Consider the following 18,175-nt stretch of genomic DNA (forward strand, 5'->3'; position numbering starts at 1 on the left):
GACGTTACATTTTAAACGGCTATAATGGTTATTGTAATCAAAGTTATTACAAAATAGCTTAACAATTTTAACAATTAACATATATCATAAAGGAAGAGGGAATACTTATGACCTACTTTACAGACTTACAAACAAAACGCCGTTCAATCTATGCTTTGGGAAAAGACCTTGAGCTCTCTAACCAAGAATTGATTGAAACCATTCAAGGAGCTGTCCTTAACAGCCCTACAGCCTTCAACTCACAAACATCACGTGTGGTGATCTTGCTGGATGAAGAATCAGATGCTTTCTGGAATGAAATCGCTTATTCAGAGCTTGAAAAAATAACACCATCAGAAGCCTTTGGGGGAACAAAAGAACGTTTGGCAGGTTTTGCTCAAGCTAAGGGAACAATCCTTTTCTACGAAGACCAAGATGTAGTGAAAGCCCTTCAAGAGCAATTCCCACTTTACGCTGAAAACTTCCCAATTTGGTCAGAGCAAGGTCATGGAATCGCCCTTTATGCGACATGGTTGGCTTTGGCTGAGAAGAATATCGGTATGAACGTACAACACTACAACCCACTTGTTGATGCACAATTGGCTGAAAAATATGACATTCCAGCCAACTGGAAACTCCGTGCTCAAGCACCATTTGGTCAAATCGTAGCAGCAGCAGGAGACAAAGACATCCAAACAGAAGGTCGTTTCAAAGTTTTTGGCGATAAATAATCACTTTAACTCAGGCAGTAAGTTTGAAGATTGGCTGTACTATGACTGAATATTATCAAACTGATATGACAAAAAAGTAGCAGGATTGAAAAATCTTGTTATTTTTTGTATCCTAAGACCAGTTAGTAGATTAATTATAAATGAAAGCTATAACTTGAGATTTGAAACCCTTTTCACTACAATAGAGCTATAGAAAAGGAGGCGGACATGAAGTATATTGAGTTTGCTGAAAATGAGCGTTTATCAACCATTGTTCTTGGGATGATGCGGATTAGTCAGATGAGTGAAGATGAGGTGGAGGCCTTGGTGGATACAGCCTTGTCGATTGGCATTAACACTTTTGACCTAGCGGACATCTATGGCGATGGCCAGTGTGAGGTTCTGCTGGGGGAAGGTTCTCAAGCGCCGTCCGGATCTTCGAAATCGGATGTGGATTCAGTCCAAGTGTGGTATTCGCAAGGATAGCTTTACCTATTTTGATTTTTCCAAGGACTATATTTTGGACTCCATTGATGGCATCTTTGAGCGTCTGCAGATTGAACGATTAGATAGTCTCCTCCTTCACCGACCCGATGCCCTCATGGAGCCTGAAGAAGTGGCGGCAGCTTTTGACCACTTGGAGCAAGCAGGAAAGGTCCGTCATTTTGGGGTGTCCAATCAAAATCCTATGATGATGGAATTGCTCAAAACGGCTGTCAAACAGCCCCTCAAAGTCAACCAGTTGCAGTTGAGTGCCGCCTTTACACCGAGCTTTGAGGCTGGTTTTCATGTTAATATGGAAGGTCCTAAAGCAGCCGTGCGAGATGGCAGTGTCTTTGAGTATTGTCGCTTAAATGACACAGTGATTCAGGCTTGGTCTGTCCTCCAGCATGGCTATTTCGAGGGGAATTTTGTCGGAAATGAAGAGTTTGCAGCCCTTAATCATGTCCTTTCTGCTTTTTCTTTTGGCAAAAAATAATTTCGAGAAACTATACTCACAGGATTCAATGCAAAACTTAAATGCCATTTTAAATTTGTGGATAGTGATAAATAATAGAGTCTCACTAGAAAATGAAAAATGGTCCGAAAATATGGAAATAAAACAAATTTTGGATGCTCTGACCTCTTATCCTAATGAGTTTTGGAAATATCCTGTTGTCATCTATTACTTACACTATCATTACAAAGATACATTTGAAGACGATTTTCTTATTTTTTTAAAAAGATTATTAGCAGTTTTATCGGCAAAATACATCATAACACCAACAATTAATGCCGTCAAAACTGGAATATTGAACTTAAATGCAGAAATAATTAACTCAGCTCAACCCAAATTCAATTTCGACGAAATCGATGAGAAAGAATTGTCAGATAAAATTAAAACTGCGCATCGTAATACAGTTAGGATGATATTAAAGATCATAGCTTATCAACATCAATCAGAGTTATTACCAGAAAAATGGGAGATAGAGCATATCCTTCCTCAAAAATGGCAATCAAGTTATTTCCCAACGAATTCAGATTCTGAAGTCAAAGAATTAGTTGAACATATTGGGAATAAGATTCCCTTTGAAAAGAAGCTGAACATTATCGCAAGTAACGGATACTTTGCTAAGAAAAAAGAAAGCTATAGGAAGTCCAAAGTTGGTATATTACTTGAGCTTACTCAAAGTAACAACAATTGGGGACTTGATGAAATTAGAGAACGCGATATACGAATTTCTGATGAATTGGTTGGAATACTGAATGATTGGGGCCTGAACCAATCTGAGGCAAATACTGAGGAATTATTACTATTTATACCGGAAGAACGATTTTTAGACTATCTTGATTTTATAAAGATTTTTAAAATGGAAGATACAAATAAATCAAGAGAAAAATTTTTGAGTGTATAGAAATTTAACAAAGCACTTTAGCTGATAATACATATTCTGTTACTATCAACTAAAGTGCTTTTCTCATATATTTATTAACAATTATGGATGCGTCTATTTATTGATATCTTCCACAACATTTAATAACTTTCCGAAAAATTTATATTTTTCAGAAAGTTAGTTATTAATATTTATCAATGATAAAAATAGCATGTTTTAAGGGACTGACCCCAAAAAGTGAGAATTTAATAAAAAGACTTGCCATAATTCGTTTACAATGGTAAACTTATTTTAAACATATTCGTTTACATCTGTAGACAACTAGGGGGGAAGGAGACTGAGCACAATAGAATTTAATACTTATATCACAGATGCAGAATGGGAAGTCATGCGTGTAGTTTGGGCAAATGATCGAGTAACTAGTAAAAAAGTCATTTCCGTATTGCAAGAAGAAATGGACTGGACACAATCCACTATCAAAACGATCTTAGGTCGATTAGTTGGAAAAGGCGTACTAAATACAGAGCATGAAGGTAGTAAGTTTATTTACACTGCCAATATTGAAGAGACAGAAGCTGTAAGGGATTATGCAGAAGATATTTTTAACCGTATTTGCAATAAGAAAGTCGGAAATGTAATAGGAAGCATCATTGAAGATCATGTTTTAAGCTTCGATGATATAGATCGACTAGAAAAAATATTAGAGATGAAAAAATCTTTCGCAGTAGAAGCAGTGGATTGCAATTGTCCAGAAGGACAATGCGAATGTCATTTACATCATCATTAAGCATAAGGAGGAATTTAAAATGAATAATGACAACAAATATTCGTCCCATAATCACCATGATTATGACGACATGGATAAGTTAAAACACGAGCATGGAATCACAGATGAACATGGATACCATAAGGATCAACATCAAGTACATCATGCTGGGCATGATCACTGCGGGCACAGTGGACATGATCACAGCGGGCACAGTGGACATGATCACAGCGGGCACAGTAGACATGATCACAGAGGACACAGTGGGCATGCCCACCATCATCACGGAAGCTTTAAGGAACTTTTCTTAAAGTCATTGCCACTAGGAATCATTATTATGCTCTTAGTCCCTTTGCATGGATTTGAACTACCATTCCAGTTTACTTTTCCATATTCTGATATTGTAGTAGCTATTTTATCTACTATATTAATTATTTATGGTGGACGTCCATTCTATCAAGGTGCAGTTGACGAATTTAAACAAAAAGAACCTGGAATGATGGCACTCGTTTCTTTAGGTTTAAGTGTTTCATATTTATACAGTATTTATGCTGTGATCATTACCTACGTAACGGGTGAACACGTGATGGACTATTTCTTTGAATTTGCTTCATTACTATTAATCATGTTATTAGGTCACTGGATTGAGATGAAAGCTATTGGAGAAGCAGGAGACGCACAAGCAGAATTGGCTAAGTTAGTGCCGAAAGATGCTCACGTTGTATTAGAAGACGATTCAATTGAAACACGACCAGTTGCTGACTTAAAAGTAGGTGATTTAATTCGTGTTCAAGCCGGAGAAAATGTGCCAGCAGACGGGATTATCGAGCGTGGCAAATCACGTTTAAATGAAGCTCTTTTGACTGGAGAATCAAAAGCAGTTAAAAAAGGCCCTGGCGATGAAGTAATCGGGGGCTCAACAAATGGAGAAGGGGTTCTTTATATTAAAGTGAATGAGACAGGTGATCAATCCTTCATCTCTCAAGTTCAGAATTTAATCAGCCAAGCTCAAAGTCAGCCTTCCAGAGCAGAAAATATTGCTCAAAAAGTTGCAGGGTGGCTCTTCTATATTGCTGTTATTGTCGCGCTAATTGCCTTTGTAGTGTGGATGGTTATAGAAGATATACCAACGGCAGTTATATTTACTATTACTACATTAGTTATTGCTTGTCCGCACGCATTGGGTTTGGCTATTCCATTGGTAACCGCCCGTAGCACGAGCTTAGGAGCTAGCCGTGGCTTACTAGTAAAAGACCGCCAAGCCTTAGAAATAGCTCAAGATGCAGATGTGATGATTTTAGATAAAACGGGTACTTTAACAACTGGTGAATTTAAAGTATTAGATGTAAAACTTCTTAATGACAAATATACAAAAGAGGAAATCATTGCCTTGTTGGCAGGTATTGAAGGGGGATCTAGCCACCCAATTGCTCAATCAATTATAAGTTTCGCCGAGCAGCAAAATATACGTCCAGCATCTTTTGATTCGATTGATGTGATCTCCGGTGCTGGAGTAGAGGGTAAAGCAGGTGGGCACCGTTACCAATTAATCAGTCAAAAAGCCTATGGACGTAATCTTGATATGGATATTCCAAAAGGAGCAACTCTTAGTGTCTTAGTAGAAAACGATGATGCTATTGGTGCTGTAGCTTTAGGGGACGAATTAAAACCAACAAGTAAAGAGTTAATTAAAGCTCTTAAAAAGAACAATATTCGACCAATGATGGCAACAGGTGATAATGAAAAAGCGGCTCAAGGCGCGGCAGTAGATTTAGGGATTGAATATAGATCAAATCAATCTCCACAAGACAAATATGAGTTAGTTAAAACACTTAAAGATGAAGGAAAGAAAGTTATCATGGTAGGTGATGGTGTAAATGATGCTCCTTCTCTTGCCTTAGCAGATGTTGGTATAGCTATAGGTGCTGGAACTCAAGTTGCATTGGATTCAGCTGATGTCATATTGACTCAATCCGATCCAGGAGATATTGAATCATTCATTGAATTAGCACACAAAACAACTCGTAAAATGAAACAAAACCTATTTTGGGGAGCTGGTTATAACTTTATAGCTATCCCTCTAGCTGCAGGAATTTTGGCTCCTATTGGTATCACATTAAGCCCTACATTAGGAGCAATCCTAATGTCTGTGTCAACAGTCATCGTCGCCATTAATGCTATGTTATTACGTTTAGATCCAAAAAATAACGGTTAACAGATCGAATGATTGAAACTCCTTAAAGTATCAAGATACAATAGTTTTACAGGAGAAAAAGAGATGTAAGTACTGGCTCTTTGTAAAATCGTGTTGGTAGAAGTAGACGATTTTTCTACCAACACGATTTTTAATTTATTATAGAATTGATTTCTTTTAAAATCCTAAAAGCCACCTATTTCGACAGTTTTATAGCTTGTTATTCTATTTTCTTGACAATAATACCACCGTCTCCACACGTTTTTTAACCATAAAAAGACACCTCCATGAGCATTTGATTATATTGTACCAAATCCAACTTGGAGGTGTTTTTATTTAATTCTCATTTACGGGGGTCAGTGCCAATTAAAATTGCGTATTTTTTATTTAAAATGTATTAGAATTAAATTCATATAAAATATGCACGAAAAATAAATCAAAATTAAAAAGTACAAATTAATGAAGTGATTATTGATAAAAATAGTTAATAATTGGTTAAACAAAATATATAACTCGTTTATAAATTTATAGAAATGAACCATTATAAATCTCCTCTTAAATATTGAAAAAACCATTGGCAGTGGACATATTTTAAGACTATATATTTCTGAAACTAGTTTCACAATACAAATATTGACATGCAATTATTAATTGGTGGATTTTAAGTTGACATCTACAAAGTTTAATGTTAGAATTCATTCAAAAATAAATTTGAATGAGGTGTTTTATGATTCAAAATATTGTTACTTCAATAATCCTGTATTCTGGGACAGCCGTAGACTTACTTATTATCCTAATGTTATTTTTTGCCAAAAGAAAAAGCAGAAAGGACATCATTAACATATATTTAGGACAATTTCTAGGCTCTGTTAGTCTAATATTCCTAAGTTTGCTTTTTGCATTTGTCTTAAATTATATTCCTAGTAAAGAGATTTTAGGTTTACTTGGTTTGATTCCAATTTTCCTAGGCCTCAAAGTTTTGCTTTTAGGAGATTCTGATGGAGAAGCTATTGCAAAAGATGGTTTGCGAAAAGACAATAAAAACCTGATTTTTCTAGTCGCTATGATTACTTTTGCAAGTTGTGGCGCTGACAATATTGGTGTCTTTGTCCCATATTTTACCACCTTGAATTTAGCGAATATGATAGTGACTTTACTTACTTTTCTAGTCATGATTTATCTCTTGGTTTTTTCTGCCCAAAAATTAGCACAAGTCCCTTCTGTTGGAGAAACTTTGGAAAAATATAGCAGATGGTTTATTGCCGTTGTCTATTTAGGATTGGGGATGTATATCCTGATTGAAAACAACAGCTTTGACATGCTAAGGACTGTGTTCGGCTAGGAGAAAAAATTATGAAAAAAGATAGTATCTGCCAAGTGAATATTATAAATCAACAAAATGTTACAACCGCAACGAACTACCTTGAAAAGGAAAAAGTCCAAAAATCACTTCGTATTTTATCAAAGTTTACCGATAATAAACAGATAAATATCATCTTTTATCTCCTTGCTGTTGAAGAACTCTGTGTCTGTGATATAGCCTGTTTACTAAATCTCAGTATGGCATCTGCCTCCCACCATCTTCGTAAACTAGCCAATCAAAACATCTTGGATACTAGAAGAGAGGGGAAAGTTATATATTATTTTATAAAAGATGAGGAAATCAAAGATTTTTTTAATCAACTAGGATAACAACTATTTTTACTACTTTACCATGATTATGTATAGGACTTATCTATGAAATTTTTTGATGAAAATTACTCACAAGAAATACCTACTCGTATCAAATGTTTAAGAAAAAAGTATAATTTAAAGCAAAGCGACCTAGGTAATACAGGTCAAGTTAGCCAAGTTGAAAAGGGAGGAATTTGAAAGGATTTATATCTTTTTTTTGTTTCATTTATGCCCTATGCTACTGGAATAGTTAGTAGTCATTTCATGAATCATACGGCACAGCTCTTTTATGGACTGATCGTTATTGTTTCAACGGTAGCAAACTGGTTTTTACATAAAGTAATTGATAAACCCAATATAGATCAGAAAGAATTACTTAAAGCTACCGCACAATATAGGAAGTTATTGATACCTGACCTAATAATTAAAGGAGTGGGATTGATTCTATCCGTAATTCTCTATCCTCCGATTATGATGTATAGTGTTTTAATTGCGGCATTTTACATCATAACTTTAAAAACACTATCCGAAAAAAGAGTGAATAACTAAAAAACGGTGACCAAAGTTAGGTGTATTATTTTAATGCTTAGATACCTAAACTATTCCCCTATTTTAAAAATATTGATTCAGATTTTATGAAATTTAAAAGTAGATATTGTTCAGAAAATCCTTGATATTACGCTGTTTTTAGTCCAACTGAAATTCATACTTTCCAAACCAGGTCTTAAAAAAGTTCGTAAAGCTTCACAATTCTCAAAACGTTAATCAATTCCTTATTGTATCAACGTTTACAAAGTTTTTTTGGTTCAAGTTGGTTCAAATCAGCTTGAACATCATAAAGAACTTAACAGATTTAAAGCATCAGCATCTTGCTGGTGCTTTTTTTCTGGCATTAATTCTAGATAATAATTTTGCGTTGTTTGAATATTGATATGAGCTAACCGCTTTGATACATATGCAATATCTATATCTTGTGAAAATAAAAATGATGCGTGCGTATCTCTTAAGCCATGGAAAGTTGTTTTTTTAATGTTTAATTTCGTTAATAATTCGGCTAATAGTTCTGATTGTTTAAACCCGCTAAAGCCAAAAATATAACCATTCTCTTTAACGGGAATTTTACGAATAAGCTCATACACTTCTTTATTTATAGAAACATCACGTTTTGCATTTTGTGTTTTTAATGAAGTATCGTCAGAAGTAGGGCTAATCGAATGCCGAACTCTTATTCCGTATTCAAATAGGCTTTCAGGACGAATAGCTAACAGCTCTCCTCGTCGCATACCAGTTTCTAATGCGAGTAATACAAGTAGGTTATATTCGTCTTCTGGATGCTTTAAAACGTAATTACGGAGCTTTTTAAAGTCAGTGATAGATAATGCCCTGTTTCGCTTAGGTGGGTTTTCTCCACGTTTTTTTACTAATCGTGCGAAGTCATTAGCAATATAACCCCGAGCATAAGCATCACGTAAGGATGTTTTTACTTTAAGAAGAACTTCATGTGTTGTTTTTCGTGAATGTGTTTTCGCATATTCATCAATTTTCTTTTGAACGACAATATCATTTAAATCTTTTAATTGGATGTCCTGAAATAATTTTCTAATAACCCCTAAAGTGCGAACATAATTTTGAAAAGTCGTTTCTTTCACGTCATTTACTTTCACAAGATAAATCCAATTTTCGAAGAAGTCCGCAAAGGTTGTTGTTCTGTGGGCAAGTTCTTTACCTTCTCCTTTCGCTAATTCCATTTCCAATGCCCAAAGTTGTGCTTCTTTCTTTGTTGAAAAAGTTTTCGTAAGCTTTTTATGAGTCCCTTGTTTGTATAAGGAAACTTGCGCTCGATATGATTTTCCTCTTTTAATAATACTAGCCATGCTATCAATTCCCTTCATAAAAATAGTTGATAGATGCTAGTTGAATACAACTGTATTGTATTCCGAACCGAGCACCGTATCAACTGTCAATAAATTAAACCGAGTATTTTTCAATAAATTGTATTAAAGCTTTCATTGTATATCGTTCATGCCGACCAATCATGAAACGTCCAAGCCCTTGATGGGGTCGTATATATTTATCAAATGACTTTGGGTCTACACCTAGAAAACGAGCTGCTTGTTCCCTAGTTAAAAGGTATGGGAAGCCCTGTGAAGTCATATCAATGCTCATGAATACATCATCTCCTTGTGAATTTCTTATTTAAACGGATAACCTTGTTTTGTATATAATGGTGAATATTTTTTTAACCAAGCTAAAACGTCATCATTAGGCTCATAGTTTTCAAATTCAGTATGAAGAAATGCTAAACACTTCTTGAGCCCTTCATCTCCCCAAATACGCCAAACTTTGAACAAGTATGAAAACAGACCAGAACCATTTAAAATATGCTTCTGTGATTGTTCTAACAAGTTCATCCGTGGTGAAGGAGAGCTAAACATAAAACTTCTTTGATGAAGCAAATCAAGCATTTTTTTGGTGTAAGTCGTTAGTCTATTTGATTTAGCATAATAAAATTGATAGCGATCAGTTAAAGCCGAAACAAGTAAGTCTTTTAGTTCTACATCATTATTTATAGTTTGTAGCTTGTCCGATAAATCATGGGCGTAAGAACCCCTATAGACCGCTTCAAAGCGTACCCAGTCGTTATAATGGATAGCCTCATCATAACGAATACCCATCGTTTCAATTTGTTCTTTTTTCTTATCATAGACCCTTAAAAAACCTTTAATATTTTTACCCTTAGAACCTAGATAAAAGGTTGATGTAATATTGTTTTTTGTGATGGCTGACAAAGTTGAATTATTTTTTCTCCCTATAGCCGTTCTAGCGATTTGATTCTTTTTTGAAAGTTGATTATAAATCGTATTTACATTGACTTTCTCATTGATAAAGTCGATTGCAATATCAATTCTAGATAATCTTGATGTATACAATGTACTAGTATTGATGTTCGTCAAAAACTGATGAATCTGTATCGGAGTAGAAAATAATGATTCATATTGCTTTCTATATTCCATCCATGCGTATGCAGAAAATTTTATACAAACACCCATCTGTATAAAGTCAGCATGATAAGCAATTGCAAAATAGTACGGCGCTTCTTCAAAAATGAAACCGTTCGAATAACCTTGTGGTAATGAATATGTCGCTTCTTTCAAATTACCTAATACTACTTCTAGCTCTGATAATTCAACAAATTCTTTAATGATGTTAATTGCTGTATCTTCCCAACCTTCGACAAAAGAAGGTCTCTTTGTTGATTGTAGAACTATTGTAAACTCATCGACTTGAACATCTAACAAGTGAATCACTCCTTTTTAGTCTAGAAACGTTGATATATCAACGTAAGTAACGACCTTTTTATCTGGTAGAACGGGGGTTTTTACAAAACCCCCGTTTTTTTAAGTGGGTCACAGCTTCTAATATGTCAAAACCTAAATAACTAAAGTGACAAATCTTCGGTGTGTTAGCTAAGATTGGGCAAGTAAAGACACCTTGACCCAATGCAAAATTCTTCTCCGATACATCTACTCCAGTACCAAATGCCGTTGTATAAGTTTGCTTTTCAGCATTACCAAGCACGAACTTTACGGGAAGGTTTTCACGTAAATTAGTTGGTAATAAGGTAGCGTCCGATTTTTGCATGACAATCCATAAGAAAAATCCTAATTGTCTACCTTGTAAAACAACCTGTGACAGCAGCATCATTACTTCATCACGCTTTTTCTTTTCCATTGTCTGTAAAACAGTTTGGAAACTAGCGAATTCATCAAATATAAAAATATAGGGTTCATATTGAAAGTCAGCATATGTTGCTTCTAATTTCGTGTTCAGTTTATCTTTAATTTCTACTTTTCTAACTTCCATCATTTCATTGAAACTTCGTAGTAGCTTAATAATATCTTCTATACTAGTAGCGGTACTTTCCGATGAAATTCTTTCGCCAAGAACAGCGAGGCTTGAGTTTTTGGGGTCGGCAAAATAAATATTGTATTGTACATTTTTAGCTAGCATTTGAAGAATTAGCGAGTAGAGCGCATACGTTTTGCCCGAGCCTGTTTGTCCCACAAGTAAAGTCCCGTATAAAGAAATTGATATAGACTTATCAATAACCAAAGTGTAATCATCTACTTGGGAAATATGGCTTTTTAGGTCGCAAAGGTCATTAAATTTAAGTTGCTGGTCAATGTTACTATCGTAAATTTCAAAGACATAATAATTTTCATTGTTCGATAAATATGCTCGGTTTACAATGAAATTATTTAGCGCAAAAGAGATATTTACATCGCCAATGTCTTTGTTAATATTTATGTTTTCAATGTACGTTGTAGCTTTTGAAAGGTTGGTGCTAAACTGCAATTTAATTTTAGGTAGGTCTGCTATTTCGGTATTGAAGTAAAATCTTTTGTTGAAGTAATTAGCATCTAGGAACGCCTTTCTTAGTTTCAGTACGGTAAGATAATGATATATAGCGTGCTTCATGCCTTTATAAGCCTTGTTGCGAATTATCCATATGATTATTTGGAACGAAAATATTACTATTAGAAATCCGATAAATAACTTGTTAACGTGTTTTGTAAAAGCAACTCCCAGCTTTAGTTGGGAGTTGATAAAATTCACAAAAAGGACTATCACAGTGAGCATAAAGCATGTGCTATATAGGAAAATCCCGTTTTGTTGTCTTTGTGTTCTTAATTTACTTTGTTTGAACATTGATTTTTTCCACGTCTTTAAATCGAAGAATCAAGTCAAAACCTATAATAAAAGATTTTTCTTGAATGAAATCGATTAAACGTACATATTCGCCCTTTTGAATAGGGATGTGCTCTTTACCGTTCAAGATGGTTACATCAAACGTATTTAAAATGTTATTATCTCGCTTTAATCCAGTTTTCTTGTCGGACCCATAATCGGTATTATCTTTAGTAATTGATAACGTTAAAGTAACGCCTATTTCATCCGGTTCTTTTTTACTTGCGTATGGTCGTTGTGAAACCAACCTATACATATTTCCTGTGTTTGTTAAAAACTCGTCTGCTTTGAATTTAGTTTCTGTGAATACCCATGCATTTGCGATCGGCATAGTGCAAAACCTCTTTCTATTAGTTTAATTTTTTTATAGTCTTTCTAATACATATTCAAGCCCTCGAATTGTAGCAACTACTTCATCCATTCCTTGAACTTTCAACTCGCAATTTCCAAAAGTAAGAGTAACAACATCTTCTCTTAAATCGTCTCTGTAATCTCCAAGAAGTTTAAGATTGTTCCCGACATTGCTTGCGGTTAATTCGCTTTTGAAATCTTCTAAGAAATAATCGATACTGTATATATCTGGATATGACCATTTCATGGAAGACAAGTGATAGCCTTCAACAAACATAAGCTTGTTCCTCCTCTCTATATTAATTGTGAAAGTATTGCGCAATTAACTTTCTATCTCAATTATGAAGCAAGTTATTTTTAAGAAATAATGGATATAAATGATATAATGGTTGATAGAATATCCATATTTTTTTAGTGAGGTGGATTTTAATGCATGACTGGCAAATAAGTGCTATTGAAGAGTTAAAGCAGAGATGGTACACCATAGATGAAGCTATAGAAGAGTTATCCGAAAATGGAAAAGAAATATCGAGAACAGATTTTTCGAGGCAAATAGATACTGTTGATTTCGATAAGGAAATTGGCTTTTTAGGGAAACCACAATATAAGGAAGAAAAGACCGGCGGTAGAGGAAGACCTAAAAAACTATATAATCATGCAGCAGTCGAAGCGATTCGGTCATTTGCATTAAGTGATACTTTTAAGAAAGCGGAAGAAGAACCAATTGATTTCTTTGTAAATAATAAGTGGCGAGATGATATTTCGCTATTTCTGTCTGGTTTTTTAAAAAGCTATCAAAACAAGAATATAGATGAAAATGATATTGATAATATTGTCGATGAAACATTAGAAATTGTAGGAAAAGTGATTGTTGAAAAATATTACGGTCTCGCTGGTCAGAATAAGTTTTTGGTGAATCGAAACAAAAAATTAGAAGATACCAAATAATATTATATTGCCGTACAACGAGGTGTTGAAGAGCGGGCAAATGAATTGAATCGAATTAGCAGAAATATTACTGATGATATTAATTCTCATTCTAAACAATTGGTAAGTAAAGAAGTTTATCATTTAAAACAAACTGTACAGGTAAATGAAAAATTAGATAGAATTTTAAAATTGTTGGAGGAATCTCATAGTGAAAATGAAGATTAACGAAAAAATACGCGAGGTTCTCGAGCAATTTGATGACCGATACTAGCTTGAAGGTCAGTTGAATAAAAAGGAATTGCTTCAAGACTTGTACAGCTACAATGAGGATTTATTGGAAGTAATAATTGCGAATGATTTGTTGAAAAATTGGGTTCACCGTTCAGATTACAAAAATAACAGTCGTGCGATTGAGTAACCTAATTAAAGAGTAACTTTATTTTCGTATAAAATACATTTTTTATATGTTGCAATATTATTAACTAAACGGGCTGTGTAATTCTATTAGAGAAAGAAGGGATCATTTGGGAAAGTATAAAAATATAATTTCGACAATCGGACGCGATAACAAATTAAGTCGATGTGTGGATGCTGAAGGAAAAATCTTCAACCGAGAACAAATTGTTAATAGTTGGAAAGAGTCATATTATGAAAGGGTTTCTCGAAATGAAGATGAGATTGGCTTACGCTTGCCTCAATTTGGAGCATTATCTGCAATTCGTGCACATTGGGCAACATCAAATTCTCCAGCAACCATTGTCTTACCTACTGGAACAGGCAAGTCTGAAACAATGTATACCACAATTATTTCTGAGAGAATTACTTCAACGCTTATCATTGTACCGTCTAATCTATTGAGGGAACAAATTTTTGAGGGAGCGAGGTATTTTGGTATACTTCCAAAATTAAAAATGACATCAGATGAAATTATTTATCCAACGACTTTTCTTTATAAGTCAAAAGTAAAAGAAGAGGATGAAAGTATTCTGATTGATGCCCTTGAGGAGGCTAATATAATTGTTTCAACTCCAGGGATGATTAAAAATATGACCTCTTCAGTTTGGGATAAACTTCTTGAAAAAGTGGAGGTTGTAATATTCGACGAAGCGCATCATCTTGCTGCTCCCGATTGGGGAACAGTGAGAGAAAGATTTATAGGGAAAAAAATTCTACAATTTACTGCAACTCCATTTAGAAATGATGGGAAAAAAATTGATGGTAAGATAATTTTTAATTATGGGTTGGCATTGGCACAAAAAGCCGGGTACTTCAAACCTATCGATTTTTATCCAATTCAAGAATTTGATGAGCGAAAGTCTGACAATGAAATTGCGAAAATTGCCATCAAACAATTAGATGATGATTTGAAGAAAGGATATGAGCACGTACTTTTAGCGAGAGCAAATAGCCGAAAACGAGCTGATGAATTGTATGAAAAAATTTACTCTCAATATAAAAAGTATAATCCAGTTGTTATTCATACTGGTATTCGCCCTACCCAAAGAAAAGAAAACTTGCAGCAAGTTAAAAGTGGGAAAGCAAAAATTGTGGTTTGTGTAGACATGTTTGGTGAAGGTATTGATATTCCAACACTGAAAATTGCAGCAATTCATGATAAATATAGGTCGCTTCCGATTACACTTCAATTCATTGGACGATTCGCTCGAACAAGTGGCAATAAGTTGGGAAATGCAAAGCTAATTACGAATGTGGCAATGGACGATTTGAAGGAAGCGATTGAAGAGTTATATCATCAAAATTCTGATTGGAATCAACTTCTTAATATCCATTCAAATCAAGCTATCAATAAAGAAGTTGAACTTAGTGAATTCATTGGCAAGTTTGAAAAAGGTCATGCGAAGGAGATAGATTTATCTCAACTAAAGATGAAAATAAGTACTAGAATGTTTCGGTCTTCTTCAAAAAAAGCTTTCATAAATGGATGGAAAGAGGTTTTGGATCAAGATAAAACTATACCATTCATAAATGAAGAAGATTCCGTTTATATTTTTATTGAGGAAATTGAAACAAATGTAGTCTGGTCAGATCAAAAGGATATAGTGCAATACGATTATGATTTTTTTGTGTTATTTTTTGATAAAGATAATGGAATCATTCATATAAACGAAACTGATACTGGAAAGGGAAACCGACTTGTGGATAGTATTTTTCCAGAAGCATCAGCAATTAAGGGAGATTCGATATATCGAAGTTTAGATGGAATTAATCGATTAATGATTGGAACGTTGGGATTAAAGCAAAAACCTAGCGGAAGGATTAGCTTTAGAATGTTTGCTGGTACTGATATTAAGTCTGGAATTAGTGAGGCTGTTGTATCTGGTTCGACTAAATCTAATTTATTCGGTTATGGCTATCAAGGTGGAGGACGTATTAGTATTGGTTGTTCGTATAAAGGGAAAGTTTGGATGCGTTGGGTAGAACGGATAAACTTTTGGACGGAATGGTGTCAGAACATTGGAAAAAAAGTATTAGACGAAACTATTGATACGAATAATATATTAGATAATTCGCTCGCCTTAGAAATTATTAAGGAATTCCCAGAAGGTGTTCCTTATAAAATATTGTTACCAGAAATAATTGAAATCACCAATTCTTCAACGAAGCAGTTGTATATTTCTAAAGAACAAAAGGCATTTCCATTCTTTCAAACGGATTTAAAGAATCCCGTTTTATTTAATGGAAATCTTCGTTTTGAATTTTGGATAAATGAACGAAAATTTGTCTTCGAGCAGATTATTAATGAGACATCATATGGTTTCAAGCAAATCGAAGGTGAAGAGCTAATAGTGAAGACAGGTAATAAATCTGTTAAGATGACTGACTATCTGTACGAATATTCACCGGAAGTATCGTTTATACAAAGTGATGGAACTATTATTGTAGTTCAAGAAAATTTAAAAACAGTTATCAAACCAAAAAGTAGCATCGATTTGCCGGCAGAATCCCTTTTTGCCATCGATTGGAATGGACTTGGAGTCAATATTAAATCTGAATCTCAAGGAAAAGAAAGAAAGGCTGATTCAATTCAATACGCTACGATACATAATATTGTAGATCAGACATCAGATATTATTTTTGACGATGATGGATCGGGAGAAATAGCGGATGTTGTTTCAATCAAAATTAATGAGGAACATCGAAAAGTCGTATTTCATCTGTATCATTGTAAATACTCACATGGAGAAAATCCTGGTGCTCGTGTTTCTGACCTATATGAAGTATGTGGTCAAGCTGAAAAATCAATTATGTGGAATGATAATGTCTTAGAAATTGTTCAACGAATGATTGTACGAGAAAATATGAGAAAGAAAAACTATGATGAAACTAGATTTGAGAAGGGGGACTTACAAACCCTGTATATGTTAAAGAAGATGATAAAGTCTGGTTTTGAAACAGAATTTGAAATATCAATTGTTCAGCCAGGAGTCTCGATATTAGAAATCACAGATTCAATGAAGCAAATTATTCTGGCAACGGATACTTATTTAAAAGAGACTTATGGCTTACGTCTAACATGTTATTTTAGTAATTAGATAGAATGGTTGTTTGTATTACTGTGTTAGAAAGCACTCGCATATCTGGTAAGCTCTGAAGCTAAAGGATGCAAAGGTGCCGAGCTAATCAAGATGTATGTGTATTTCTAAAATCAATGACATTAAAATAGTACGCTAATCAATATATGAATGAAGACCTCAAACATTATTTGAATTCTATGTAGCTTATACACAATTAATACTTATCGATCAAAAAAAGAATAAATAAGAGGAGGGTAATATGAGTTCAATTTATGTAAAAAATTTAATTAACACAGTCATTGAAAAATCGGTAAATAAATCATGGAATACTGCTGTATTAGAATGGGAAATTGATGATGTTATTGAAGATGAAAACCATGAATCTTCTTGTATATGTGGCAAAGAAAATATTAGATATTTATTTACAATTAAGAATATCAATAATCAAAACACGTTATTCCCTATTGGAAGTTCTTGCATTAAGAAATTTGAGCGTGAAGATTTAAATGAACTTACATTAGTTAACGAAAAATTGTTTAAATTATTTCATGCTGTTAAAGCAAATGCATTTATCACATTGGATTCTAAATACTTCTCAAGAAAATTATTAAAGTATATGTTTGACCAAGGTGCATTCCCCCCTAATCAGTACAATAAATATAATGGAGATAAAGATTACGAATTTATGCTAAAAATGTTTAATATGAGAGGCGAGCCATCTGAAAATCAGTTAAAAAAAATAAGAGCTATCATTTTGAATTCTATAAAACCATATCTCATACAATTACTTAATGATAAGGTTGCGAAAAAAAGCTTTTAGATTCAAAATTAATATGTTTATTTAAAATGCGAATTATTTACGTATCAACAATAGAAAAGTAAAAAGAAATGTATTCAACTAGCCTCTATTATAATGATGGTTCAAATTGGTTCAAGTCGTATCAATTTTTATACACGTTCATACCTTTATATCAATTTATAATTTGATTAATTATTGATATGAAAGGATTTAGATGGTTTGCTTATACGTAGAAAATGCGTTCGTATTTCTCAAAACGTTAATTCGTTTTACAGATTTGTACAGAAGAACACTCCAAAGAGTGTTCTTTTTTTGTTTTTTTGAAAAATTTATTGGAGTAGAAATTTAGAGAAGAAACTCAGAATGCAGTTATGTGCCTTTTAAAATGCCTCAAAGAGTCTTACTGTCCTATAAAAGGGGAAAGTGATAGAAGGTGATTTGATGCTTAAAATAGAGCCTGTGAGAGCGTCTGATCGAATAAATCAAAAAAGTAAAAAAGCTGTTGACAGAGGAAATGAAGTTTAGTATACTAAATAAGCTGTTGTTTGAAGCAGCAGACATTTCAAAAGGCTTTGAAAAAAGTTCAAAAAACTTCTTGACAAAGCGTCAAAGA

The 18,175-nt window shown here is 33.9% G+C and carries 18 protein-coding genes and 1 pseudogene; 13 read left to right on the forward strand and 6 right to left on the reverse strand.

The annotated features are described in order from the left end of the window. Nucleotides 1-107: 107 nt before the first annotated feature. The 9 genes and pseudogenes from STRINF_RS02180 to STRINF_RS02215 all read left to right on the forward strand — a co-directional run bounded on the left by STRINF_RS02180 (nt 108) and on the right by STRINF_RS02215 (nt 7,746). The gene (locus STRINF_RS02180) at nt 108-710 is read left to right on the forward strand and encodes a nitroreductase family protein (protein WP_006531365.1); all 603 of its coding nucleotides are present in this window, start codon (nt 108-110) and stop codon (nt 708-710) included. Between the two features lie 207 nt (nt 711-917). Next, nucleotides 918-1,644, forward strand: a pseudogene (locus STRINF_RS02185) (aldo/keto reductase); the annotation flags it as partial. Between the two features lie 52 nt (nt 1,645-1,696). After that, complete coding sequence (locus tag STRINF_RS02190; protein ID WP_223903598.1) at nt 1,697-2,584, forward strand: HNH endonuclease family protein; 888 nt, start codon at nt 1,697-1,699, stop codon at nt 2,582-2,584. 316 nt (nt 2,585-2,900) lie between these two features. Further along, complete coding sequence (locus STRINF_RS02195; RefSeq protein WP_043878289.1) at nt 2,901-3,350, forward strand: CopY/TcrY family copper transport repressor; 450 nt, start codon at nt 2,901-2,903, stop codon at nt 3,348-3,350. Nucleotides 3,351-3,369: 19 nt separating this feature from the next. Continuing rightward, entirely contained in the window at nt 3,370-5,544 is a 2,175-nt protein-coding gene (locus STRINF_RS02200; protein WP_006531370.1) for a heavy metal translocating P-type ATPase, read from the forward strand. 706 nt (nt 5,545-6,250) lie between these two features. After that, nucleotides 6,251-6,865 (forward strand): CadD family cadmium resistance transporter, encoded by a 615-nt coding sequence (locus tag STRINF_RS02205; RefSeq protein ID WP_006531371.1) that lies wholly within the window; start codon nt 6,251-6,253, stop codon nt 6,863-6,865. Between the two features lie 11 nt (nt 6,866-6,876). Next, nucleotides 6,877-7,215: a Cd(II)/Zn(II)-sensing metalloregulatory transcriptional regulator CadX gene (gene cadX, locus STRINF_RS02210; protein WP_006531372.1), complete on the forward strand. Its 339-nt coding sequence runs from the start codon at nt 6,877-6,879 to the stop codon at nt 7,213-7,215. A gap of 45 nt (nt 7,216-7,260) precedes the next feature. Next, nucleotides 7,261-7,395: a hypothetical protein gene (locus tag STRINF_RS10720; RefSeq protein WP_006531373.1), complete on the forward strand. Its 135-nt coding sequence runs from the start codon at nt 7,261-7,263 to the stop codon at nt 7,393-7,395. A gap of 66 nt (nt 7,396-7,461) precedes the next feature. Further along, nucleotides 7,462-7,746, forward strand: a complete 285-nt coding sequence (locus STRINF_RS02215) for a hypothetical protein (protein WP_223903599.1) — start codon at nt 7,462-7,464, stop codon at nt 7,744-7,746. Nucleotides 7,747-8,030: 284 nt separating this feature from the next. Here the strand turns inward: STRINF_RS02215 and STRINF_RS02220 are convergent, their stop codons facing one another. The 6 genes from STRINF_RS02220 to STRINF_RS02245 all read right to left on the reverse strand — a co-directional run bounded on the left by STRINF_RS02220 (nt 8,031) and on the right by STRINF_RS02245 (nt 12,574). After that, entirely contained in the window at nt 8,031-9,071 is a 1,041-nt protein-coding gene (locus STRINF_RS02220; RefSeq protein ID WP_043878291.1) for a site-specific integrase, read from the reverse strand. A 94-nt stretch (nt 9,072-9,165) separates the two neighbouring features. After that, the gene (locus STRINF_RS10275; RefSeq protein WP_006531376.1) at nt 9,166-9,363 is read right to left on the reverse strand and encodes a helix-turn-helix domain-containing protein; all 198 of its coding nucleotides are present in this window, start codon (nt 9,361-9,363) and stop codon (nt 9,166-9,168) included. A 26-nt stretch (nt 9,364-9,389) separates the two neighbouring features. Then, nucleotides 9,390-10,505: a replication initiation factor domain-containing protein gene (locus tag STRINF_RS02230; RefSeq protein WP_006531377.1), complete on the reverse strand. Its 1,116-nt coding sequence runs from the start codon at nt 10,503-10,505 to the stop codon at nt 9,390-9,392. Nucleotides 10,506-10,554: 49 nt separating this feature from the next. Further along, nucleotides 10,555-11,676, reverse strand: coding sequence for an FtsK/SpoIIIE domain-containing protein (locus STRINF_RS02235; RefSeq protein WP_231158956.1), 1,122 nt, complete (start codon nt 11,674-11,676; stop codon nt 10,555-10,557). Nucleotides 11,677-11,890: 214 nt separating this feature from the next. After that, nucleotides 11,891-12,277, reverse strand: coding sequence for a hypothetical protein (locus STRINF_RS02240; protein ID WP_006531379.1), 387 nt, complete (start codon nt 12,275-12,277; stop codon nt 11,891-11,893). Between the two features lie 33 nt (nt 12,278-12,310). Further along, nucleotides 12,311-12,574 (reverse strand): hypothetical protein, encoded by a 264-nt coding sequence (locus STRINF_RS02245; protein ID WP_006531380.1) that lies wholly within the window; start codon nt 12,572-12,574, stop codon nt 12,311-12,313. Between the two features lie 152 nt (nt 12,575-12,726). Between STRINF_RS02245 and STRINF_RS02250 the strand changes: the two genes are divergently transcribed. The 4 genes from STRINF_RS02250 to STRINF_RS02260 all read left to right on the forward strand — a co-directional run bounded on the left by STRINF_RS02250 (nt 12,727) and on the right by STRINF_RS02260 (nt 17,583). Then, nucleotides 12,727-13,245: a hypothetical protein gene (locus tag STRINF_RS02250; RefSeq protein ID WP_006531381.1), complete on the forward strand. Its 519-nt coding sequence runs from the start codon at nt 12,727-12,729 to the stop codon at nt 13,243-13,245. Nucleotides 13,246-13,510: 265 nt separating this feature from the next. Beyond that, on the forward strand, nt 13,511-13,645 hold the full coding sequence (locus STRINF_RS10725) for a hypothetical protein (RefSeq protein WP_006531383.1): 135 nt from the start codon (nt 13,511-13,513) through the stop codon (nt 13,643-13,645). Between the two features lie 106 nt (nt 13,646-13,751). Beyond that, nucleotides 13,752-16,781, forward strand: coding sequence for a DEAD/DEAH box helicase (locus STRINF_RS02255; RefSeq protein ID WP_043878293.1), 3,030 nt, complete (start codon nt 13,752-13,754; stop codon nt 16,779-16,781). A gap of 241 nt (nt 16,782-17,022) precedes the next feature. Beyond that, nucleotides 17,023-17,583: a hypothetical protein gene (locus tag STRINF_RS02260; RefSeq protein WP_006531385.1), complete on the forward strand. Its 561-nt coding sequence runs from the start codon at nt 17,023-17,025 to the stop codon at nt 17,581-17,583. Nucleotides 17,584-18,175: the final 592 nt, after the last annotated feature.

Origin of the sequence: Streptococcus infantarius subsp. infantarius ATCC BAA-102 (genome assembly GCF_000154985.1) — a bacterium.
Classification (GTDB): Bacteria; Bacillota; Bacilli; order Lactobacillales; family Streptococcaceae; genus Streptococcus; species Streptococcus infantarius.